Annotated in this window: 13 protein-coding genes; 6 read left to right on the top strand and 7 right to left on the bottom strand. The window is 58.0% G+C overall.

Translation table 11 applies throughout. The features are described 5' to 3' along the window. The first annotated feature begins 20 nt into the window (after window positions 1–20). The 4 genes from mutH (at window position 21) to JLG71_RS04940 (ending at window position 3,132) form a co-directional block, all read left to right on the top strand. Window positions 21–716 carry a DNA mismatch repair endonuclease MutH gene (mutH, locus tag JLG71_RS04955; protein ID WP_116279886.1) on the top strand — a complete coding sequence of 232 codons (696 nt, stop codon included), beginning with the start codon at window positions 21–23 and terminating at the stop codon, window positions 714–716. An 81-nt stretch (window positions 717–797) separates the two neighbouring features. Continuing rightward, window positions 798–1,511, top strand: coding sequence for a TerC family protein (locus tag JLG71_RS04950; protein ID WP_004105253.1), 714 nt, complete (start codon window positions 798–800; stop codon window positions 1,509–1,511). Between the two features lie 124 nt (window positions 1,512–1,635). Then, the gene (locus tag JLG71_RS04945) at window positions 1,636–1,854 is read left to right on the top strand and encodes a YgdI/YgdR family lipoprotein (protein WP_004105255.1); all 219 of its coding nucleotides are present in this window, start codon (window positions 1,636–1,638) and stop codon (window positions 1,852–1,854) included. A 237-nt stretch (window positions 1,855–2,091) separates the two neighbouring features. Continuing rightward, window positions 2,092–3,132, top strand: a complete 1,041-nt coding sequence (locus JLG71_RS04940; protein ID WP_109240830.1) for an NADP(H)-dependent aldo-keto reductase — start codon at window positions 2,092–2,094, stop codon at window positions 3,130–3,132. 99 nt (window positions 3,133–3,231) lie between these two features. On the opposite strand, the gene lplT is transcribed toward JLG71_RS04940, so the two are convergent. Together lplT and aas are read right to left on the bottom strand one after the other, a co-directional pair. Further along, window positions 3,232–4,425, bottom strand: coding sequence for a lysophospholipid transporter LplT (lplT, locus tag JLG71_RS04935; RefSeq protein WP_032694706.1), 1,194 nt, complete (start codon window positions 4,423–4,425; stop codon window positions 3,232–3,234). Next, entirely contained in the window at window positions 4,418–6,577 is a 2,160-nt protein-coding gene (aas, locus tag JLG71_RS04930; RefSeq protein ID WP_116279885.1) for a bifunctional acyl-ACP--phospholipid O-acyltransferase/long-chain-fatty-acid--ACP ligase, read from the bottom strand. Before aas ends, lplT begins: the two co-directional genes overlap by 8 nt. Window positions 6,578–7,199: 622 nt before the next feature. Here aas and galR point away from each other — a divergent pair. Continuing rightward, window positions 7,200–8,216, top strand: coding sequence for an HTH-type transcriptional regulator GalR (galR, locus tag JLG71_RS04925; RefSeq protein ID WP_014839434.1), 1,017 nt, complete (start codon window positions 7,200–7,202; stop codon window positions 8,214–8,216). Here the strand turns inward: galR and JLG71_RS04920 are convergent. The 4 genes from JLG71_RS04920 to JLG71_RS04905 all read right to left on the bottom strand — a co-directional run bounded on the left by JLG71_RS04920 (window position 8,177) and on the right by JLG71_RS04905 (window position 12,267). Further along, window positions 8,177–8,656 (bottom strand): GNAT family N-acetyltransferase, encoded by a 480-nt coding sequence (locus JLG71_RS04920; protein WP_014226666.1) that lies wholly within the window; start codon window positions 8,654–8,656, stop codon window positions 8,177–8,179. The two genes, galR and JLG71_RS04920, sit on opposite strands and share 40 nt — an antisense overlap. After that, on the bottom strand, window positions 8,653–9,426 hold the full coding sequence (locus JLG71_RS04915; RefSeq protein ID WP_200914001.1) for a GntR family transcriptional regulator: 774 nt from the start codon (window positions 9,424–9,426) through the stop codon (window positions 8,653–8,655). The genes JLG71_RS04920 and JLG71_RS04915 overlap by 4 nt, the downstream gene beginning before the upstream one ends. 68 nt (window positions 9,427–9,494) lie before the next feature. Next, window positions 9,495–10,922, bottom strand: a complete 1,428-nt coding sequence (locus JLG71_RS04910; protein WP_200914000.1) for a glycoside hydrolase family 1 protein — start codon at window positions 10,920–10,922, stop codon at window positions 9,495–9,497. Window positions 10,923–10,929: 7 nt separating this feature from the next. Beyond that, window positions 10,930–12,267 carry a PTS sugar transporter subunit IIC gene (locus tag JLG71_RS04905; protein WP_014226668.1) on the bottom strand — a complete coding sequence of 446 codons (1,338 nt, stop codon included), beginning with the start codon at window positions 12,265–12,267 and terminating at the stop codon, window positions 10,930–10,932. Window positions 12,268–12,570: 303 nt separating this feature from the next. On the opposite strand from JLG71_RS04905, the gene JLG71_RS04900 reads away from it, so the two are divergent. Then, window positions 12,571–13,572, top strand: a complete 1,002-nt coding sequence (locus JLG71_RS04900; RefSeq protein WP_162140818.1) for a LacI family DNA-binding transcriptional regulator — start codon at window positions 12,571–12,573, stop codon at window positions 13,570–13,572. A gap of 39 nt (window positions 13,573–13,611) precedes the next feature. On the opposite strand, the gene lysA is transcribed toward JLG71_RS04900, so the two are convergent. Beyond that, window positions 13,612–14,874, bottom strand: coding sequence for a diaminopimelate decarboxylase (lysA, locus tag JLG71_RS04895; protein ID WP_025107409.1), 1,263 nt, complete (start codon window positions 14,872–14,874; stop codon window positions 13,612–13,614). Window positions 14,875–14,916: the final 42 nt, after the last annotated feature.

The raw sequence follows: 14,916 nt of genomic DNA, 5'->3' as shown, positions 1-14,916 counted from the left end.
TTAGCCAGAGGTTTTACGCTATGCCGACCATCGCGCCGCTCTTATCCCCCCCGCAAAGCCAGGAGCAGCTTCTGGCCCAGGCGCAGCAGCTGGCAGGCTATTCGCTGGGGGAGCTGGCCCAGCTTGCCGGGATTGCGATTCCGCGCGATTTAAAACGTGATAAAGGCTGGATCGGCATCCTGCTGGAGATATGGCTTGGCGCCAGCGCAGGCAGCAAGCCGGAGCAGGATTTCGCCGCCCTCGGCGTCGAGCTGAAAACCATCCCCATCGATTCATCAGGTCGCCCGCTGGAAACCACCTTCGTCTGCGTCGCGCCGCTGACCGGCAACAGCGGCGTCACCTGGGAGAGCAGCCACGTGCGTCATAAGCTCAAGCGGGTACTGTGGGTACCGGTAGAGGGCGATCGCGCGATTCCTTTGGCCGAACGCCGCGTCGGCGCACCGCTGCTGTGGAGCCCCAGCGAAGAAGAAGATCGCCAGCTGCGTATGGATTGGGAAGAGCTGATGGATTTGATCGTCCTCGGCCAGGTCGAGCGCATCACCGCCCGCCACGGCGAAGTGCTGCAGCTGCGCCCGAAAGCGGCAAACAGCAAAGCGCTGACCGAGGCGGTGGGCGCCCGCGGCGAACCGATCCTCACCCTACCGCGCGGTTTCTATCTGAAGAAAAACTTTACCGCCGCCCTGCTCGCCCGCCATTTCCTTCTCTCCTCGAAATAACGGCCTGGAGATGATTAATTTTTTGTTCTGCCGTGGCGGTTGCATATAATCGCATCTTTCTATTTTGCAGGACTTTGAACGATGTTATTTGCATGGGTAACCGATCCTAACGCCTGGCTGGCGCTTGGTACGCTGACGCTGCTGGAGATAGTGCTCGGGATCGATAATATTATTTTCCTCTCTCTGGTGGTGGCAAAACTGCCCACTGCGCAACGGGCACACGCCCGCCGTATTGGGCTGATGGGGGCGATGATCATGCGTCTGGCGCTGCTGGCGTCAATCGCGTGGGTCGTCAAGCTCACTAATCCTCTCTTTACCGTGCTAGGCCAGGAGATCTCGTTTCGCGATCTGATCCTCCTGCTGGGCGGGCTGTTCCTGATCTGGAAGGCGAGTAAAGAAATTCACGAATCCATTGAAGGCGAAGAAGAAGGGCTGAAAACCAACGTCCATTCATTTATGGGCGCCATCGTGCAGATTATGCTGCTGGATATTATTTTCAGCCTCGATTCGGTGATCACCGCCGTCGGGCTGTCGGATCATCTGTTTATTATGATGGCGGCAGTGGTTATCGCGGTGCTGGTGATGATGGTTGCCGCCCGTTCGATAGGCGATTTTGTTGACCGCCATCCTTCGGTGAAAATGCTGGCGCTGTCGTTTTTGATCCTCGTCGGCTTTACGCTGATGCTCGAAAGTTTCGACGTGCACGTGCCGAAAGGCTACATCTATTTCGCGATGTTCTTTTCGATTGCGGTTGAAAGTCTCAACCTGCTGCGCAATAAAAAAAATCCGCTGTAGCCCGCTAAAATGCAGCCCTGAAACGGGCTGCAATTCTTTTTTAAGACTTAACTGCTTTTTATGTCTCACAAATCAGGCTATTAATATACTGGTACGAGGTGCGGCTATAATAGGGGTGATAGCGATGAAAAAATGGGCAGTATTGATTTCCGCCGTAGGACTGGCGTTCTCGGTTTCCGGTTGCAGCAGCGATTACGTCATGGCAACCAAAGATGGTCGCATGATTCTGACCGACGGCAAACCCGCCATAGACGACGACACCGGCCTTATCAGCTACGAAGATCAGCAGGGTAATAAAATGCAGATCAATCGTGACGACGTTTCGCAGATTATTAAACGTTAAGTCCCGCCGTCAGGTCGCGATTTAGCGTTTTATCGCACCGTTGAGCAGCGTTCTTTATTCTTCAGCATTCAGAGAAAAGTCGGGATACACCTGATCTGTCCGCGAGGATTCATCAGGCCGGATTCCGTCAGCCCGGCTTTTTTGATTTTTTTACTTCCCCTTTTTCTCCCCCTCTGCCATTTTTATATTCCTTTGTCGGGGAACGCCTGACCTTGTTGATAAAAAAGGAAGCCGGCTATGCAGTATCACCGTATCCCACACAGTTCTCTTGAAATCAGCACGCTGGGGCTGGGCACAATGACGTTTGGTGAGCAGAATAGCGAGGCAGACGCGCACGAGCAGCTCGATTACGCGGTGAGTCAGGGCATTAACCTGATTGACGTCGCGGAAATGTATCCCGTCCCGCCGCGCCCGGAAACCCAGGGCCTGACGGAAACCTACATCGGTAACTGGCTGGCGAAGCGCGGCAATCGCGAAAAGCTGATTATCGCCTCTAAAGTGAGCGGCCCTGCCCGCAATAACGACAGCAGCATTCGTCCTGACCACAAGCTGGATCGTAAAAATATCCGCGAGGCGCTGCACGACAGCCTGAAGCGCCTGCAGACCGATTATCTCGACCTCTATCAGGTACACTGGCCGCAGCGCCCGACCAACTGTTTCGGCAAGCTGGGCTACACCTGGGCCGATTCCGCCCCGGTCGTCACCCTGCTGGATACGCTGGACGCGCTGGCCGAATTCCAGCGCGCCGGCAAGATTCGCTATATCGGGGTCTCTAACGAAACGGCGTTTGGCGTGATGCGCTATCTTCATCTGGCGGACAAGCACGACCTGCCGCGCATCGTGACGATCCAGAACCCGTACAGCCTGGTGAACCGCAGCTTTGAAGTGGGCCTGGCGGAAGTCAGCCAGTATGAAGGCGTGGAGCTGCTGGCCTATTCCTGCCTGGCGTTCGGCACGCTGACCGGGAAATACCTCAACGGCGCAAAACCGGCAGGCGCACGCAATACGCTGTTCAGCCGTTTTACGCGCTACAGCGGCGAGCAGACGCAAAAAGCGGTGGCAGCCTATGTCGATATCGCGAAGCGGCACAACCTTGACCCGGCGCAGATGGCGCTGGCCTTCGTACGTCGTCAGCCGTTTGTCGCCAGCACCCTGCTGGGCGCGACCACCATGGAGCAGCTGAAAACCAACGTCGAAAGCCTGCATCTGGAGCTGAGCGCAGAGGTTTTAGCCGAGATTGAAGCGGTGCATCAGGTTTATACCTACCCGGCACCGTAAGGCCGTAAAAGCTCCCGGAGGCGATGCTACGCATCTGTCCGGGCTACAAGTTCGTGCGGTTTGTAGCCCGGACAGGCGCTACGCGCCGCCTCCGGGAGATTATTTACGCCGTCCCCAAATCCACAGGGCAGTAATCGCCAGGGCGAACACCACGCCAAAGCCAATCCCTACGCCGACGACAGGAATACCGATGCTCACCGCCAGCGAATAGAGGCCCAGCATCAGCAGCATCGCCACGTTTTCGCCGAGGTTCTGCACCGCGATAGCGTTGCCCGCGCCGACCGTATGTTTCCCTCGCTCCTGCAGCAGGGCGTTAAGCGGCACGATAAAGAAGCCGCCGAACGCGCCGAGCAGCAGCAGCAGGGCAAACGCCGGCAGCAGCGCCTGCTGGATGGCGAAAAAGATGACCGCCACGCCAATCAATATCCCGGCGGGCATGCAGCGCGACACCGTTTCCAGCGTCACCAGCTTCGCCGCCGCGCCGGCTCCCAGCACAATCCCCACCGCCACCATCGCGTTAAGGTAGGTCGGCATGGCGTTGCTGGTAATGCCCAGCGCCGCCGGCACCCACAGCACCAGCAGGAAGCGCAGCGTCACGCCCGCTCCCCAGAACAGGCTGGTGCCGACTAACGAAAAGCGGGTCTCACCGTTGCGCCATAGCGTCGTACAGGCGCTAAAGAAGCTGTGGGTCATCGGCCTGAAACGCCATGATTGCCCGGGACGCGCCGCCGGCAGCTTCGGGATCCACAGGTTGGCAACCACCGCGCCGGCGTACACCACCGCGCAGACGCCGAGCGCCGCCATGATATGCCAGTCCGCCAGGATACCGCCCGCCATCGAGCCGAGCAGGATCGCTGCAATGGTCGAGGACTCCATCAGGCCGTTCGCTTTCACTAACTTATCGCCGGTGGTCAGCTCGCCGAGAATGCCGTATTTAGCCGGAGAATAGGCGGCAGCGCCGATGCCCACCAGCGTATAGCCAATAAACGGATTCACGCCAAAGCAGATGCACCCCGCGCCGATCAGCTTCAGGCCGTTCGCCACCATCATCACCCGTCCTTTGGCAAAGCTATCGGCAAACTGTCCGACAAACGGCGCGAAGAGAATGTAAGCGCCCACAAACAACATCTGTAATACCGGTTGACTCCACTCCGGGTAGAACAGCTGCTTCATCAGCGCCAGGGTGGCGAACAACAGCGCGTTATCGCCAAACGCCGAAAGAAACTGGGCGCAGATAACCGCCATCATCCCTTTCGAATACAGCGACGTGTTAGTGTGTACTGACTCACTCATTCGAATCTTCCGCCTGTTCAACCATGCCTTTAAGGGTGACAAAGTCCGGCTTGCCGCTGCCCAGTACCGGGAGCTGCTTCAGCCAGCGAATGTCGCGCGGTACCGCCAGCTCCGGTACGCCGTGTTCACGGGCATAGCGCAGCAGTTTTTCACGATTCAGTTCATTATCGGTGGTAAACAGCACCAGCGCCTCGCCTTTGCTGGCATCCTGTTTAATCGCCGTGGCGTGCATTTTGTCCGGCGAAACCGCCAGCGCCACCTGCTCGACCATCTCCAGCGACACCATCTCACCGGCGATTTTGGCAAAGCGCTTCGCGCGTCCCTGAATCCGCACATAGCCCTGTTCGTCAAAGCTGACGATATCCCCGGTGTCATACCAGCCGGCTTCGACTACGCCGTGCTGATTTTCCGCCGCGGGCGCTTCCAGCACGCCGGGATTCTCCACCCGCAGATAGCCGTTCATGATGTTCGGCCCTTTAAGCTGTAAACGGCCCCCCTCTTCAATACCGGGCATGGCCAGCAGACGCGCGTCCATCCCCGGCAGAATGCGGCCAACGGTGCCCACTTTCGCCGCCATCGGCACATTGATCGATACCACCGGCGCGCATTCGGTGACGCCGTAGCCTTCAAGAATGCGCAGGCCAAACTTGTCCTGCCAGATCTGCTTTGTGCTTTCCTGCAGCTTCTCCGCCCCGGCGACAACGTAACGCAGGCGATAAAAATCATACGGATTCGCAAAACGGGCGTAGTTGCCAAGGAAGGTGGAGGTGCCGAACAGCACGGTACAGTTGCGGTCATATACCAGCTCCGGCACCACGCGGTAGTGCAGCGGGCTGGGATAGAGAAAGACCTCCGCGCCGGTAAACAGCGGGGTCAGCAGGCCGACCGTCAGGCCAAAGGAGTGAAACAGCGGCAGCGCCGACATAAAGCGGTCGTTGGCGGTAAAGTCGGCAATGGTTTTAATCTGCTCGACGTTGGCCAGCAGGCTCTTGTGGCTATGCACGACCCCTTTCGGATTGCCTTCCGAGCCGGAGGTAAACAGAATCATCGCCGCGTCTTCCGGCTGCTGCGTAACCTGAGCCAGCTTCGGCATCAGCAGATGGCCAAAAATCCACAGCTTATCGGCGGCGGTAACCTCACCTTTTAAATCTTCGAGAAATACCCAGCGTACCTGCGTCAACTGCTCCGGCAGGTGCCAGAGCTTGCCTTTATCGAGGAAGGTGCGGGAGGTAAAGATGGTTTTGATTTCCGCCGCGGTAATGGCGCTGCTCAGGCCTTTGACCCCGGCGGTATAGTTCATCATCGCCGGGATTCGTCCGCGGGCGATCGCGCCAAAAATCACCGCCGCGCTTATTCCGGCGTTCGGCAGCATCAGGCCGATTTTTTCGCCCTGGGTGCTGTATTTTTCCAGAATGCGCGCCACGAAGAGGGTTTTGGTCAGCAGCTTACGGTAGGTGTCCGGCTGAAAATTGATATCTTCCACGCAGTGTTTGCGCGCGCCGAAGCGGTCCTGGGCCGCCAGCAGCGACTCATACAGCGTTTCGCGCGGGCGCACCGCCATCCGCGCCTCCATCATGATCTGATGCAGCATTTCACCGGCAATTTTACGCCGGTCGCGGGCGCGCGGCGCATCGGGCATCGGCAGATGCGTCGGCGGCAGCAGATGCAGCTGAATGCGTGGGAACAGGCGGCGCTTGACCAGCCCCTTCAGGCGGCTAAAGGGGGTTAATTCAGCGCCTTCGATTCTCAGCGGCACGATGGTCGCCTGCGACTTCGCCGCCACAAAGGCGGCGCCGTCGTAAATTTTCATCAGCGAACCGCTCACCGAGATCCGCCCTTCCGGGAAAATCACCACCGGGCGCCCCTGCTCAATCAGGCGGACCAGATGTTTTATCGACATCGGTTTGGTCGGGTCCAGCGGCACAAAATCAATAATCGGCTTTAGCGCGCGCATAAACCAGCGATCGCTGATTGAGGAATAGACCGCAAACACCGGGCGCACCGGCAGGAAAAGCGCCAGCAGTACGCCGTCAATAAAGGAGACATGGTTTGGCGTAATCAGCACCTTTTGCTGGTGCAGCGCCTGGGGGTCACCGGTTAACTTGACCCGGTACAATCCTTTGAAAAGTAGTCTGAAAAATCCCAAAAGCATAACAACTCCGTTTGACCGGTTAATCAGTCAAAGCAGGTTACATGAGAAGGGACGGAAAATGCACCAGGAGGAGCGGAATTCAGGACAAAAAAAACCTGCGCATCCGCGCAGGTCGGTGCAAGATAATCAGTACGAAAAGCGTACTTAAAAAACTCACCAATCAATACCTCTGGGATCCTGATTGTCTCGTTTTTCCCGCCGCCGGCGCCAGCCATAAAACGCAAGGGAATGAGCCTAAGTGCAACCAGTTATTACTTTTTTCGTGAACTGTAACAACGGCTAACGGCGGGCAAAAAAAAACCTGCGCATCTGCGCAGGCTGGTGTAATTAAGTGGTCAACCTGAAGTTGACTCCACCTATCAATACCTCTGGGATAGCCAGAGTATCAATGCAATGAATGGGTAAACCAGCGAACATTCGCAACAGCCAATCGCAAAGTGTAAGCAAAGGTGTGAATTGTCCGTTCCCGGAATCATTCTCCGCACCCCTGTGGGTAACTATTTCACCCGCAACGCTAATCTGCGTCACAATTGCATTAACCCAAAAGTACCAACCCTTGAATCTGCCGCGCTTTCCCGTAACATAAATGCCATGTAAACGCTTACCCTAAAAAAGGCCTGGTATGGCGACTATTAAGGATGTAGCCCGGCTCGCAGGAGTCTCCGTCGCTACCGTCTCCCGCGTTATTAACAATTCACCGAAAGCCAGCGAAGCCTCGCGCCAGTCGGTAGGCGCCGCGATGGAAACGCTAAATTATCACCCCAACGCCAACGCCCGCGCGCTGGCGCAGCAGTCAACGGAAACCGTCGGCCTGGTGGTGGGCGATGTCTCCGACCCCTTCTTCGGCGCGATGGTGAAAGCCGTCGAGCAGGTCGCCTACAATACCGGCAATTTTTTGCTGATCGGTAACGGCTATCACAACCTCCATAAAGAGCGCCAGGCGATTGAACAGCTGATTCGCCACCGCTGCGCGGCGCTGGTGGTCCACGCCAAAATGATCCCCGATGACGAACTGGCCTCGCTGATGCAGCAAATCCCCGGCATGGTACTGATTAACCGCATCCTGCCCGGTTTCGAGCAGCGCTGCGTGGCGCTGGATGACCGCTACGGCGCATGGCTCGCGACCCGCCACCTGATTCAGCAGGGGCACACCCGCATCGGCTATCTCTGCTCTAATCACGCTATTTCCGATGCTGAAGACCGGCTGCAGGGCTACTGGGCAGCGTTAAAAGAGAGCGATCTGCCGTGCAACGATCGCCTGGTGACCTTTGCCGAGCCCGATGAGAGCGGCGGAGAACAGGCGATAACCGAGCTGCTGGGCCGCGGCAGGAACTTCAGCGCCGTCGCCTGCTATAACGACTCGATGGCCGCCGGCGCGATGGGCGTATTAAACGATAACGGGATTGATGTGCCGCGTGAGATTTCGCTGATTGGCTTTGATGACGTGCTGATTTCGCGCTACGTGCGCCCGCGTCTGACCACCGTACGCTATCCGATTGTCACCATGGCGACGCAGGCCGCGGAGCTGGCGTTAGCGCTGGCGGAGCATCGCCCGCCGCCGGAGATTACCCACCTTTTCAGCCCCACGCTGGTCCGCCGTCACTCGGTGATTGCGCCCCTCGACAGCGATAAATCGTAGCGGTATAAACTGACGGCGCTGGCCGGATAATCCAGGCCTTCGCCGATATACTGCCAGCCAAAACGCTCATAAAAATCGCGGCAGGCGGAGTAGAGAAATAGCTCGGTATAGCCCTGCGCTCTGGCATATCCGATGACGTGCTGCTGTAGTTTTCCCGCCAGTCCCTGCCCGCGCGCCTCAGGCGCCACGTAGAGCGCCGCCATCCACGGATAGAGATCCTGACGGCTGATTAAATCGCAGCGCCACAGGCCGACGGTGCCCAGCAGCCTCTCGCCCTCCACGGCCACAAAGGTAATGGGCAGCGCTCCCGGCGTCTGACTATGTTCGACAATGCTGGCGAAGAACGCCCGCGGCAGCGCGTCAGCGCCAAACGCTCGCCAGAGCCACTCCGTTACGCATGAAGCGTGCTGCGGCGCAGCGTAGAGGGGGTGAATAATCATATCAGCTTTCCCTGAAAAATCGGTACCGATTCAAAGAGATAGCCGTCAAAGTCCGGCGCGTCTTCATCGGAGAGCTCCAGCAGGCTGTTTTTGACATTTTCAAGATGCTGCCACATTGCCTGCCAGGCCCCCATCACATCGCGTCGGCGCAGGGCGGCGAGCAGCGTTTGCCGGTCCCCGAGCCACTTCAGCCGGTACGCCCGGCTGGCGATATGCACGTTGAACTGCTGCCACAGCGGGCTGCTGTCCATCTGCAGCCAGATGCGCTCAACCGTCGCCAACAGCATCTGATTTTGCGTCGCGCCGGCCAGCACCAGGTGAAACAGCCGGGCGTTATCCTGGCTGGTATCGTTGGCGGCAATCGCCCGCTGTTCCTGCTCGATAATCCGCTTCAGGTTATCGATATCGGCGCGGGTGGCCATTTTGGCGGCAAAAGCGGCGATATTGCTCTCCAGCAGTTGGCGGGCCTGCAGGATTTCGAACGGCCCGACGTCGCTGCTTAGCATCTGTTCTTCCTCGCTATCGTCCTCGTGCGGGATGCGCATGACGTACACCCCGGAGCCCTGGCGAATGTCGACCGTCCCCTGCAGCTCCAGCATCAGCAGCGCTTCGCGGACGATGGTCCGGCTCACGCCGTAGGTCTCGGCGATATTGCGTTCCGGCGGCAGGCGCGACCCGATGGGATAGCGCCCCTGCGCAATCTGTGCGCGTAAATCATCACCTATTTCCTGGTAGGGTTTCTTTTCCGGCGGAATGATAGCCTTCTCCACAATATCACCTGTGCGTTATGAGCCTGCGAGTCAATATCGGCCGCTATCTTAGCAAAATTTCAGCCCGGCTAGCGCCACTCATCGTCAATATCCAGCGTCAATTCCCGGCTCTCGCCTAGCTTACGGAACCAGCTGGCGGACGTCTTGGGCCGCCGCGCACGATTATTTTGCAGATCGATTTCAATCAGCCCGTAGCGATTTTTAAACGCGTTCATCGGCGAAACGTTGTCGGTAAACGCCCACAGCATGTAGCCGTGACAGTTGGCCCCCGCTTCCCGCGCGCGCAGCGTTTGCCACAGATGCTCGCTGATAAAGCGGATCCGGTAGTCGTCGGCGATGGTGCCTTCGCCATTGCGAAACTGCCCTTCGTTTTCCACGCCCATGCCGCTTTCCGCCACGAACCACGCAATATTGCGGTAGTCCTGCTTGATCCGCATCGCCATATCAAAAACGATTTGCGGATAAATTTCCCAGCCGCGGGAGTGGTTCATCCGCCGCCCCGGTAGCTCAAAGGGCTCATAGTAGTAAGCCGGATGGAACGGCGTCTGCGGATGCCAGGCGCGCGATGGAGCCTTAACCCGATGCGGGTAGTAGAGATTAATCCCCAGCTCATCAACGGTGTTGTCGCGGATTATCGCCAGCTCCTCCGCGTCATAATCCCAGGAGACCCCGTGCTGTTCGAGCAGGGCCAGTAGCTCAGGCGGGTAGAGGCCGTGGACCAGCGGATCGAGGAAAACCCGGTTATAAAACAGATCGTAGCGTTCGGCGGCGCGTACATCGTGCGACGCTTTTGAGCGCGGGTAGGTGACCTCCGGGTTAAGAATGCAGCCTACCGTGCCGCGATAGCCTTTCTCGCGAAACAGCCGAACCACTTTTGCCGTCGCCAGCACCTTGTGGTGATTCCACTGCATCCAGGTGCCGGTGTTCTGCTCGTAAGGCCAGCGCAGCGCATCCAGATAAACGCGGGTCTGCACCACGATCGGTTCATTGAAGGTAAACCAGCGCGTGACTTTGTGGTGATAGCGGGCGAACACTTTCTCCGCGTACTGCACAAACAGCTCAACCACCTTTTTTGACGCCCAGCCGCCGTACTGCTCCAGCAGATAGCCGGGGAGTTCATAGTGTTCAAGACAGATCATCGGCTCGATACCGTTGGCCAGCAGTTCATCGAACAACTGATCGTAGTACGCCGCATAGTCTTCATCGACCGTGACGTTTTCATAATCGGTGAGAAAGCGCGACCAGTTAATCGACGTGCGGTAGTGGGTCAGCCCCGCCAGCTTCATCAACTGCACGTCTTCGCGGAAGCGGTTGATAAAATCGGTCGCCACCGCCGGGCCGTAGCCGTTATGCCAGACGCGGCGGTCGTTCTTGTACCAGAGATCCGGCCAGGAATCCTGGCCCGCTTTCTTACCGCTCCAGCCCTCGGTTTGCCACGCGGAAGCGGCGGCGCCGAGGATAAAGTCGCGGGGGATCGCCATCTTTACTGTCGTCATTGTGTCCTCATATCTGTTGGCTGGCCTGCTCGTTCTCCGCCTGGCGCTGAGCGTTTTCCGCGCGGCGGGAGGCTATTTTGACGAACGGCAGATAGATCAGCACCGCGGTCAGGATGCAGATAAGCTGCGTCACCACCGCCCCCATCGAACCCGCCGTAGAGAGCCAGGCGTTGATCAGCGGCGGGGTGGTCCACGGCACCATCACCACCGCTTTACCGGCAAAGCCGGCGGCGGTCGCGAAGTAGCCGATGCTGCCGGTCACCAGCGGCGTAATGATAAAAGGGATCGCGAGGATCGGATTGAGCATGATCGGCATGCCGAAAATCACCGGTTCGTTAATATTGAACAGACCCGGCCCAATCGACAGCTTGGCGATCTCTTTCATCTCTTTGCGTTTGGTGGCGATCATGACCGCGATCAGCAGGCCAATCGTCAGCCCCGATCCGCCGATGCTCATATAAACGTCCCAGAACGGCATGGTGATGATATTAGGCACCTCTTTGCCCTGCTCAAAGGCGCTCATATTGACGGTGATGGCTCCCAGCAGCAGCGGTTCGCGGATCGGTTTGATCATCTGGTTGCCGTGGATACCGATAACCCAGAACAGCTGCGCGACAAACATCAGCAGCAGGATCCCCGGCAGGCTTTGCACCACCCGCTCCAGCGGCTGCTGCACCACCTGATAGACCGCGTCATACAGGTACATGCCGGTGGCCTGATGGAAAATAAAGCCAAAGGTGGCAATCACCGTGGTGGTGATAATGGCCGGGATCAGGGCGGAGAACGACGCCGATACGTTGGGCGGTACGGTATCCGGCATCTTGATCTTCAGCCCCTTGCGGCCCTCCAGCCAGCAGTAGATCTCCACCGACAGAATGGCGATAAACATACCGAGGAACAGGCTACGGGTATCGGAAAACTGGCGCAGCAGCACATCTTTCACTTCATGCATTTGCCCGTCGACCATCATTTCGACGGTGGTCGGCGTCACGCAGATAAAGCAGATCACCGCCAGCAGACCGGGGAACAGGCTCTTGATGCCGTTAATCCGCCCCAGCTCGATGCCGATAAGAAAGACCGCGCCAATATTGAGAAAGTTAAGGGTGGCGTAGTTGATCGCGCTGGTAATGGGTTTCAGCGCCGCCAGAAAAGAGAGCGCCTGAAAGCTGGCGAGTCCGTTTTTCGGATCCAGCACCATATTGGAGATCAGCACCGAAAAGGCGCCGACGATGATCACCGGCATCAGGGTAATAAAAGCGGATTTTATCGCCATGATGTAGCGGTAGCTGTTGAATTTCGTGGCGAAACTCCCCAGTGAGTCGATCAGTTTGTCCTGCAATGCCATAGAGGATACCTCAGGTTTAAGGGCTTTTAGCGCACCAGGTGTACAGCCAAACACCTATTGGCATACCAAAAAATAGCCACTGGGGAGAATAAGTTCTGTGATTAAGCTCCCAACCCGTTCATTGGTATTCCAGAAAGGCGATAATTGGCATACCGCATTTGCGGTTTTCTTTTCCCTGCGATCAATTCCTGTAAAAGCGTGATCGCGATGGTTTTTTACCGCGCCATGAAGCCATATCCCCCTGAATGTCTGTGATAAACTGCGGTTCACCACGTGATATCAGGAATCGGATGAATGGCTACAATGCTGGATGTCTCAATTCGCGCAGGCGTCTCTAAAGCGACGGTTTCCCGCGTGTTGAACGGCACAGGTCAGGTGAAAGAGAGCACCCGCCAACAGGTTTTTAAGGCGATGGAAGAGCTGGGCTATCGGCCTAACTTTCTCGCCCGCTCGCTGGCGAACCGCACGAGCAACAGCATCGGTCTGGTGGTTTCCACCTTTGACGGCTTCTATTTTGGCCGCCTGCTGCAGCAGGCTTCTCGCCAGACGGAAGCCTGGGGCAAACAGCTGATCGTCACCGACGGCCACGATGCGCCGGAGCGTGAAGAAGAGGCAGTGCAGATGCTGGCCGATCGCCAGTGCGATGCCATCGTGCTCTACACGCGCCATATGAGCGAAAAGAAGATTATGTCGCTTATTGAGTCTATCGCCATGCCGCTGGTGGTGATCAACCGCGACGTTAGCCAGGCCCGGGAGCGCTGCGTGTTCTTCGAACAGCAGGACGCGGCGTTTCAGGCGGTTGAGTACCTCATTGCCCAGGGCCATCGCGATATTGCCTGTTTGACCGTGCCGATGCACACGCCGACGGGTAAAGCTCGCCTGGAAGGCTATCGCAACGCGCTGAAGAAGCACGGCATCAAGTGGGATCCGGCGAAGGTGAAATACGGCGACTCCACCATGAGCCGCGGCTATGAACTCTGCTGCGAGCTGCTGGAAGAGAAAACGCCGTTTAGCGCGCTGTTTTCCTGTAACGATGATATGGCGCTGGGCGCGTCGAAAGCGCTGCATCAGGCAGGGCTGCGGATCCCGCAGGATATTTCGCTATTTGGTTTTGATGACGCGCCGAGCGCGAAATGGCTGGAGCCGGGGCTATCGACGGTCTATCTGCCGATCGATAACATGATCACCACCGCTATCGATCAGGCCATCAAGCTGGCCAACGGCCAGCCGATCGAGACCATACCGCCGTTTACCGGCAAGCTGGTGCTGCGCGAGTCGGTCACCACCGGGCCGTATTACGCATAATTAGCGGGCCCGATAAGCGAAGCGCCATCGGGCACCACCTTACAGCTGCTCGAGCGACAACAGCTCTTCAATGGTCTGGCGACGACGGATCAGCCGCGCTTTGCCGTTGTCGAACAGCACTTCCGGCAGCAGCGGACGGCTGTTGTAGTTAGAAGACATCGACGCGCCGTAAGCGCCGGTATCGTGCAGCACCAGATAATCCCCCGGCGCCACCGCAGGCAGCAGGCGGGTTTCCACTTTCCCCCCCTCCTGCTGGGTAAATACATCGCCCGATTCGCACAGCGGCCCGGCCACTACGGTTTCAACCTCCGCCGCGGCGCGCAGATCGCGGCCGTCCGCGGCGAGAGCGGTAATATGGTGATAGCTGCCGTACATCGCCGGGCGCATCAAATCATTAAAACCGGCGTCAATCAGCACGAAGTGGCGGCTGCCCATCTCCTTCACGCTGCGAACCTGAGAAACCAGCACGCCGGACTCCGCCACCAGGAAGCGACCCGGTTCGATCTCAAGCGCGACCGGATGGCCCAGATGTTTAGCGATCTGCTCGCGCGCCGCGTTCCACAGGCCGAAGTAGTGATCGGTATCGATCGCCTCTTCATCTTCGTGATACGGGATCGACAGTCCGCCGCCGGCGGAGATCGCCTGCAGATCCTGCCCGAATTCAACAACCTGACGCACCATCGCGCCGCAGACCTGTTCCAGGTGACCATAGTCGACCCCAGAACCGATATGCATGTGAATCCCCACCAGCTGGAGCTGATAGCGACGCATCACTTCCAGCGCCGCCGTTAAATGGCTGTGCCAGATCCCGTGCTTGCTGTTCTCGCCGCCGGTATTGGTTTTTTGGCTGTGGCCGTGGCCGAAGCCCGGGTTAACGCGCAGCCAGACGCGGTGGCCCGGAGAGACTTCGCCCAGCTGGCTCAGCATATCAATTGAGCCGGCGTTGACCGGGATCTGCAGCTCTTTAACCCGCGCCAGGGTTGCATCGTCGATCAGATCGGCGGTAAAGACGATATCTTCCGGATGCTGATGCGGATCGTACCCGGCCGCCAGCGCGCGCTCGATCTCGCCCAGCGACACCGAATCCACCTTCACGCCCTGCTCGCGCATCAGGCGCAGAATGTGGATATTGGAGCAGGCCTTCTGCGCAAAACGCACCACGTCGAACTGGCTCAATTGGGCAATCTGGCGGCGGATAATCTGCGCGTCGTAAACCCAAACCGGGCAGCCGAATTCGGCGGGCAGACGCAGCAGGTTTTCTGCGCTCAGGTCGGTATCGGTAGCGTAAAGCGAGTGTGGCATAAGGAACTCCGGTGCTGTGTGTGCGTTATTTCTGTTTTTTAC

The sequence above is a fragment of the Klebsiella michiganensis genome (genome assembly GCF_015139575.1).
GTDB lineage: Bacteria > Pseudomonadota > Gammaproteobacteria > Enterobacterales > Enterobacteriaceae > Klebsiella > Klebsiella michiganensis.
The sequence above is the reverse complement of the archived record's forward strand: the minus strand, read 5'-3'. Positions and strand labels throughout refer to the sequence as shown.